We start from the raw sequence: 7,843 nt of genomic DNA on the forward strand, positions 1-7,843 counted from the left end.
CCGCCTTCTCCAGCGCGTCGGCCGGATCGAAGGCGCTCAGGTAATGGGCGAGGAACAGCGCCGCCACCGCGTCGCCCGATCCGTTTGGCGGCGGATCGAAGGTCAGGCGCGGCGTCGCCACCAGCCAGGCGCCGTCGGTGCCGTCCACCAGCATTTCGATGCTATCCGGATCGGCATCGCTGCGGGTCAGGCTGGTGACCAGGACCAGCCGAGGCCCGCGTGCGCGCAGTGCTGCGGTGGCGACCAGCGCGTCCTCCAGCGTCGCCACCTTGCGGTCGGTCAGATATTCCAGCTCGAACTGGTTCGGCGTCATCAGGTCGGCGGCGGGGACCGCATGGTCGCGGATGAATTCCGGCAGGCCGGGCCGCACGAAGAAGCCGCGGCCGACATCGCCCATCACCGGATCGCAGCAGTAGAGCGCCTTGGGATTGGCGCCCTTCACCCGCGCCGCGGTCTCGACGATCACCTGCCCCAGCTCGACCGCGCCCATATAGCCGGACAGCACCGCGTCCTGCGCCGGCAGCACGCCGCGGGCAGCGATGCCATCGACGATGTCGGCGATGTGCTCGGCCGTGAAGACCTGGCCGGTCCAGGCGCCATAGCCGGTGTGGTTGGAGAACTGGACCGTGTTCACCGCCGTGGCGTCGATCCCCAGCCGCTGCAGCGGAAACACCGCGGCGCGGTTGCCGACATAGCCATAGGCGACATGCGATTGGATGGTGAGGACGCTTTTCATGGGAGGAAGCGTAAGCGACGGTCCGCCGGGCGTAAAGCCGCCGACTCCGCCAGGATGGCGGGGGCAGGCGGCATGGCAGCCATGCAGCCGGGCCGCCTGCGGTCGAGGCTGTGGCGGCTTGGCCCATGGACAGGGGGACGGCACACGGCTAAAGCTGGCCGTCCCCATCATCCGCAGTCCTGGGAAAACCGCCATGGCCACGACCGTCCGCCCCCGCCGCAGCGTGCTCTACATGCCCGGCTCGAACGCCCGCGCCCTGGAGAAGGGGCGCAGCCTGCCCGCCGACGGGCTGATCCTGGACCTGGAGGATGCGGTCGCCCCGGATGCCAAGGCGATGGCCCGCGACACCATCGCCGGGGCACTGGCCGCCGGCGGCTATGGCCGGCGGGAACTGATCGTCCGCGTCAACGGACTGAACACCCCCTGGGGCTATGACGACCTGCGCATGGCCGCCGCCAGCGGCGCCGATGCCGTGCTGCTGCCGAAGGTGGAGAGCGCCGACGCGGTGCGGCAGGCCGAGGCGGTGCTGCGCTCCGCCGGTGCGCCGGACGGACAAGCGGTCTGGTGCATGATGGAGACACCGCTCGGCATCCTGAACGCCAAGGAGATCGCCGGTGCCTCGCCCAAGATCGGCGGGCTTGTGCTCGGCACCTCGGACCTCGCGAAGGATCTGCATGCCGCCCACACGGCGCAGCGGCTGCCGATGATCACCAGCCTGGGGCTGTGCCTGCTGGCGGCGCGGGCCTTTGGGCTGGCGGTGCTGGACGGCGTGCATCTGGACCTGAACGACGACGAGGGCTTCGCCGCCTCCTGCCGGCAGGGGCGAGAGCTGGGCTTCGACGGCAAGACGCTGATCCACCCCAAGACCATCGCCGCCTGCAACGCCGCCTTCGCCCCCGATGCCGGGGAGATCGCCCAGGCCCATCGCATCATCGCCGCCCATGCCGAGGCCGCAGCCGCGGGCCAGGGTGTGGTGCTGGTCGACGGCAAGCTGGTGGAGACCCTGCATGTCGAGAATGCCCGTCGGCTGGTGACCTTGGCCGAGGCCATCGCGGCGCTTTGAGAAAGACCGGCCGTCACTCGTCATCCCCGTCGCGGAACAGGTCGGGCCAGTCGAAGCGGACCATCGACCGGGGCCGATCCTGCGGCGGGCCGATGCGATTGCCGGCGACCAGCTTGACTCCCGATGCCCGCGCCGCCACCACCATGCTGGTGGTCGACAGGCCGGCGACGCAGATCATCAGGCCGGCGCGCTCCGCCGCGGTGACGATGCCGTTCAGCTCCTCCATCAGCCGCGCTTCGGCGGACCGGTCGGCCGGCATCGCCACGGTGATCCCGTTCAGGCCGGTGCCGGCAAGACCGGAAAAGCTCTGCGCCTTGAACTCCATCCGCATGAAGGTCCAGCGGCAATAGGGGCTGACCTCGTGCAGCAGTTCGCTGAGCCGCCCGGTCGGCACCCCCGGCGGAAAGCGCAGGAGCTCGAAGATCAGGAAGCGGCGCAGATAATCGGGAATCGATTGGCAGATCTCCAGGAAGGGCAGCCGGGTCCGGCGGGCCGCCAGGGTTTCGAAACAGATCGGCACCGACATCATCAGCCGGGATTTGTTGCGGAAAAGCCCGTTCAGGATTTCCACCGACTCGACCAGGGCATCGGCGTCGAGCTGCAGGATCTCCATGGCATCGGTGAGGGAAGTCAACGCCGCCGAGCCTTCGATGAAGGAGCCGTCGGGGAAGATGCGCACCGGCGTGCCCATATAGGTTGAGATCGCCTGCTGTCCGATGTCCCAGACCGGCCGATACCGGATGCCGAACCGGCCGGCATCGTCGGGCGACAGCCTCAGTTGACGCAGGACGGGCCTGGCCTTGCCGCCCCCATCCTCGGTGTAGAGGATCGCGCCGGACATCAAGGGGAAGCCGTCCGGTTCCACCGCGCCGGCCGACGCGGCGGCATCCTGCCGCTCGCCGCCCGGCGCCCCTGCCGGCTCCGCACTCTGCCGCGCCCCGGCCAGAAGGACCGTCGCAAGGGCATGCTCGAAGCGGATTTGCCCATCCGCCACGCCGACGGCGGTCGAGACGCGGAGATCGGCCGAGCGGTCGTCGCCGAGGAAGAGCTGCAGCAGTTCCTGCGCAACCCTGGCGCAGACCAGCGCCGCCGCATGGCGGTCGAGCGAGGCGAACACCAGGATGTAGTCGTCGCCGGCGGTTCGGAACCGGATGTCGTTGCGGGTCAGGTAACGATCGATGATGGTGTCGGCGGCGGACAGAACCCGCGGCCGCAAGGCCGGCCATCCACCCCCCAGACGATCCCGCATCATACCGAGATCGAGCAGATGGACCCGGCCGGTCGATGCGACCGCCGGCTGCATCAGCAAGCGCCACAGCCGCTGCTCCAGGGCGCGCAGTTCCTGCCGGTTTTCCTCCGTTGGCGCCGGCCTTGCGGCATTGTTGGGATGGCCGGCGTTGGGATGGCCGGCGGCCGATGCAGGCAGCGGACCGGCCGCTCCAGCCTCACTGAACCATCGGCGCAGCAGTCGCCGCATGGACGCGATCCTCCGCATCACCACCCGACAGCTCCTCCAGCCACCCCCGCCTATCCCCCCTCCGCCGCCTTACAGACCACGCGAAGGCGGACTGCCACCGTCGCGCCCGCAGAAATCGACGATCAGGGCGATCTGGCTGCGTTCGATCGGCTTCGCCAGCGCATGATCGGCCCCCATCTGCCGCGCGACCGCCAGCAATTCCATCGCCTTGCTGCGGCCGCCGCCGGAAATGGCGATGATCTTGACCGCCGGGTCCAAGCGCCGCATGCGCAAGATCGTCTGGAGGCCGTCGGCGAATGGCATCACCAGATCGCAGATCACCAGATCCGGCCGACTCGCCCGGAAGATCCGCATGGCCTCGGCACCATCCTGCGCCTCGGTCACTTCGACGCCCGATTTTTCAAGCAGACGACGCAACGTCATACGCACCATGGGTTCATCGTCAACCACAAGCACGGTCGGCATCGCACCCTCCCCTGCCCCAATGAACCCGGCCCGGCATCGGATCCGCCGGCTACACAATCAAGCTCCGGAATGCCTTGCGAATTTCTTAAAGATATCCGCAAAAAATCCACAAAATTCCGCATATTTCTCATAAAGAGAAAGTATTAGCTTTCGGAAACATCGCCAATTCTGGAAGGGATTTCCCTTCTATTCCAATAAAAACTCTGATATCTCCTCGTGAAAATCTTATGAAATCAGTTGTATTTTAGAAATTTTGGAAGAAATATTTCAATATCAGACCTTACGGTTCATATTGGCTATGCCTGTGTCATTTTGCCATGCATCGCCGAACGCGAGATAAACTTCTTGGCTTTCTATCGAAAGAATGCACCACCGGACGACCTATACAACCTCTCAACCAGGCGCAGGGCAACCCCTGATGCGGCCAACCGGGCCTGCGGACAGATCGGACGATTTTAATACGGCGAAGCAGGAACCAGCGCGCCACCGATTGGTTGTCAATTCAGCAAGGCACAGTCGGAGGTTGGTTATGGCCTCGAAAGAGAGCAATCGGACGTCAGGCCGCGGCTTCGCGTCGATGGACCCGGATCGGCAACGCCAAATTGCCAGCAAGGGCGGCGAAAGCGTACCGGCCGACAAGCGCAGCTTTTCAAAGAACCCGGAACTCGCGGCGGAAGCCGGTCGCAAGGGTGGGCGCAGCGTGCCCGCCTCCTCGCGCAGCTTCTCCAAGAACCCCTCGCTGGCGGCGGAAGCCGGACGCAAGGGAGGACAGGCGAGTCACGGCGGCCGCCCGGCCGACCGCCCGGCCGGTGGAGACTGACCCGGACAGGGGAAATGCTGCAGCCCGTGCAGACAAGAAAGCCCCCGTCCATGCGGACGGGGGCTTTTCCTTGAAGGCCGGTCGGAAAACCGATCAGGAGGCCAACTTGTCCAGCTCGCGCAGGATCGAGTCGCCCATGACGGTGGTGGAACAGCGCGCCATGCCCGGGGCCATGATGTCGGACGTGCGCATGCCGCCGCCCAGCACGTTCTGGATCGAGCGCTCGATCAGCTTGGCGTCCTCGTCCAGGTTGAACGAGTAGCGCAGGCACATGGCGAAGGACAGCAGCGTGGCGCAGGGGTTGGCCAGATCGCGGCCGGCGATGTCCGGGGCCGAGCCATGCACCGGCTCGTACAGCGCCTTGCGGTTGCCGTTGGCATCCGGAGCGCCGAGCGAGGCGGAGGGCAGCATGCCGAGCGAGCCGGTCATCATCGCCGCCTCGTCCGACAGGATGTCGCCGAACAGGTTGTCAGTGACGATCACGTCGAACTGCTTCGGGTTCTTCAGCAGCTGCATGGCGCCGTTGTCGGCGTACATGTGGCTCAGCTCGACGTCCTGGAACTCTTCCTGGTGCAGCTTGGTCACCTCCTGCCGCCACAGCAGGCCGGATTCCATGACGTTCGCCTTTTCCATCGAGCAGAGCTTGTTGCCGCGCTTGCGGGCCAGCTCGAAGGCGACGCGGGCGACGCGGCGGATTTCCGAGGTGGTGTAGACCTGGGTGTTGACGCCGCGGCGCTCGCCGTTGCCGATGTCGGTGATGCCGCGCGGCTCACCGAAATAGACGCCGCCGGTCAGCTCGCGGACGATCAGGATGTCCAGGCCGCGGATGACGTCGGCCTTCAGGGTCGAGGCATCGACCAGCGCGTCGAACACCACCGCCGGGCGCAGGTTGGCGAACAGGCCCAGTTCCTTGCGCAGGGCCAGCAGGCCGGCTTCCGGCCGCTTGGTGTAGTCGGTCGGGTTGTCCCACTTCGGACCGCCGACGGCGCCCAGCATCACCGCATCCACCGCCAGCGCCTCGGCCAGGGTGGCGTCGGACAGCGGAACGCCATGGGCGTCGATGGCCGCGCCGCCGACCAGGCCTTCGGACACGTCGAAGGTGATCTTGCGCTTGCGGTCCATCCAGTCGATGACCCGGCGAACCTGGCGCATCACCTCCGGGCCGATACCGTCACCGGGGAGGAACAGAAGCTTCTTATTGGCGGCCATGGCGGGCGCACTCCCAAATGTCAGACGTCAAGAAGACAGAAGTTGAAGGGAATCGGGGGAGGATGTAAGGCGGTCAGCCCCACATCCACGGCTGGCCGGCGCGCTGCTTGCCCTCGTACCCGTCGATGTGGGCCGACTGCTGCAGCGTCAGGCCGATGTCGTCCAGGCCGTTCAGCAGGCAATGCTTGCGGAACGGGTCGAGTTCGAAGGAGATCGAGCCGCCGTCCGGGCCGGTGATGGTCTGCTTCTCAAGGTCGACCGTGATGACGGCGTTCGACCCGCGCGATGCGTCGTCGAGCAGCAGGTCGACCTGCTCCTTCGGCAACTTGATCGGCAGGATGCCGTTCTTGAAACAGTTGTTGTAGAAGATGTCGGCGAAGCTGGGGGCGATGATGCAGCGGATGCCGAAATCGGCCAGCGCCCACGGCGCATGCTCGCGCGAGGAGCCGCAGCCGAAATTGTCACCCGCCACCATGATGCTGGCCTTGCGGTAGGCCGGCTTGTTCAGGACGAAGTCCGGGATCTCCTGCCCATCGGGGGTGTAACGCATCTCGTCGAACAGGTGCTTGCCAAGCCCCGTCCGCTTGATGGTCTTCAGGAACTGCTTCGGGATGATCATGTCGGTGTCGACGTTGATCATCGGCAGCGGCGCCGCAACGCCGGTGAGAACCGTGAACTTTTCCATCGCCAGAAATCCTGTCGCGCAAGAAGGCGCAAGCGTGCGCATGCAGAGCGTGGTGAATAGCAGACCGAACACCCCATTGCCAGAGGAAGCTTGCCCTTTTCCCGGCACGCAATGAGCGAACAGGCATGCGCGAATGCATCGCCGCGCATGATTGTTGCGCAGACAGGCCCGGATCGTCCCGGTCAGGCCCGACTTCGGTCGGCAAAGCGCAGCACTCGACCGGCATGACGATTGCCCGGCGCAGACCGGGAATAGCGGCAACGCCATGGCTGTTCATCGGGCGGCGGACTTGCGGTGAATACCCCACCCCGCCTACCAAGACACCTGCCAAGCTGCCGTGCCCAACCGAGACAATGAAGGCCCGCCCGATCCGATGCCGAGACATGACGACGACCGCCGCGCCCGCCTGTTTGGCATCGCCTTCCTGCTGCTGGCGCCACCGGCCTATGGGCTGCTGACGCTGGCCTTCGGCATGGACGCCAACTGGGATCTGCGGAATTACCACTGGTACAACGGCTATGCCATGCTGACCGGTCGGATCGGGCGCGATCTGCTTGCGGCACAGATGCCGACCTTCTACAGCCCCGTCCTTGACGTACCCTTCTATTGGCTGGCGACCCACCTGCCGGCGCGGGTGGCGGGCTTCCTGTGGGGGACCTTGCAAGGCATCAACCTGTCGCTGCTCTATCTGCTGTCCTCTTTTTGCCTGCGGAACGTTCCGGTCCCGAAACGCACCCTGATCGCCATAGCCCTCGCGGCGATGGGTGGGCTGGGCGGCGGCACGCTGGGGCTGATCGGCACCACCTTCCAGGACAATGTGGTCAGCCTGGGCGTGCTGGGTGCGGCGGCGGTGGTCGCCGGCAGCCTGCCCAGCATCCTCGACGGCCGGGCGCTGCCCAGCTTCGCCCGGGTCGCCGCGGCCGGACTGCTGGCCGGGGCGGCGATGGGGTTGAAGAACCCGACGGTGATCTATGCGGTCGGGCTTTGCCTGGGCTTCCTGGCCCTGCCGGCGCGGCCGTGGCGGCGGCTGTGGCTGGCCTTCTTCTTCGGCATCGGCGTGCTGGCCGGGCTGGCGCTGGGCGGTGGCGTCTGGATGGTTCATCTCTGGCACGATTACGGGAACCCGGTCTTCCCGCACATGAACCACATCTTCAAGTCGCCCTTCGCCGCGCTTTCCGACTATGTCAATGTCAGCTTCTTCCCGCCCGGCCTGTGGCAGCGGCTGTTCTTCCCCTTCGTCTTCAGCTTCTCTCCCCTGACGGTGGGCGAAGTGGCGTTCTTCGACCTGCGGGTGCTGGCGCTGTTCGTTCTGATCCCGGCCGGGGTTGTCGGCGCGGCGGTCGCTGGTTCGATGGGGAAGCGGAACGAGTGGCTGACGGCGGCGCCGG

General features: G+C 66.3%; 7 protein-coding genes and 1 pseudogene. 3 read left to right on the top strand and 5 right to left on the bottom strand.

Going from position 1 to position 7,843, the window contains the following annotated elements; genetic code table 11:
* Nucleotides 1–736 (bottom strand): pyridoxal kinase PdxY (gene pdxY / locus I71_RS00010; RefSeq protein ID WP_042688545.1); only part of this gene is annotated, 736 nt, incomplete at its 3' end.
* Nucleotides 737–929: 193 nt separating this feature from the next.
* Between pdxY and I71_RS00015 the strand changes: the two genes are divergently transcribed.
* On the top strand, nt 930–1,799 hold the full coding sequence (locus tag I71_RS00015) for a CoA ester lyase (RefSeq protein ID WP_042688546.1): 870 nt from the start codon (nt 930–932) through the stop codon (nt 1,797–1,799).
* 13 nt (nt 1,800–1,812) lie between these two features.
* Here I71_RS00015 and I71_RS00020 read toward each other — a convergent pair whose 3' ends face one another.
* A complete protein-coding gene (locus I71_RS00020) occupies nt 1,813–3,276 on the bottom strand; it encodes a hypothetical protein (protein WP_244433518.1) in 1,464 nt (487 codons plus the stop codon).
* Between the two features lie 69 nt (nt 3,277–3,345).
* Nucleotides 3,346–3,741 (bottom strand): response regulator, encoded by a 396-nt coding sequence (locus I71_RS00025; RefSeq protein ID WP_042688547.1) that lies wholly within the window; start codon nt 3,739–3,741, stop codon nt 3,346–3,348.
* Between the two features lie 529 nt (nt 3,742–4,270).
* On the opposite strand from I71_RS00025, the gene I71_RS00030 reads away from it, so the two are divergent.
* Nucleotides 4,271–4,561: a general stress protein gene (locus I71_RS00030; RefSeq protein ID WP_042688548.1), complete on the top strand. Its 291-nt coding sequence runs from the start codon at nt 4,271–4,273 to the stop codon at nt 4,559–4,561.
* 93 nt (nt 4,562–4,654) lie between these two features.
* On the opposite strand, the gene leuB is transcribed toward I71_RS00030, so the two are convergent.
* Nucleotides 4,655–5,770, bottom strand: coding sequence for a 3-isopropylmalate dehydrogenase (gene leuB / locus I71_RS00035; RefSeq protein ID WP_042688549.1), 1,116 nt, complete (start codon nt 5,768–5,770; stop codon nt 4,655–4,657).
* Between the two features lie 73 nt (nt 5,771–5,843).
* Nucleotides 5,844–6,455: a 3-isopropylmalate dehydratase small subunit gene (gene leuD, locus I71_RS00040; RefSeq protein ID WP_042688550.1), complete on the bottom strand. Its 612-nt coding sequence runs from the start codon at nt 6,453–6,455 to the stop codon at nt 5,844–5,846.
* A 373-nt stretch (nt 6,456–6,828) separates the two neighbouring features.
* Between leuD and I71_RS00045 the strand changes: the two are divergent.
* Nucleotides 6,829–7,843, top strand: a pseudogene (locus I71_RS00045) (hypothetical protein); the annotation flags it as partial.

It is taken from the genome of Azospirillum sp. B506 (assembly GCF_000333595.1).
Classification (GTDB): Bacteria; Pseudomonadota; Alphaproteobacteria; order Azospirillales; family Azospirillaceae; genus Azospirillum.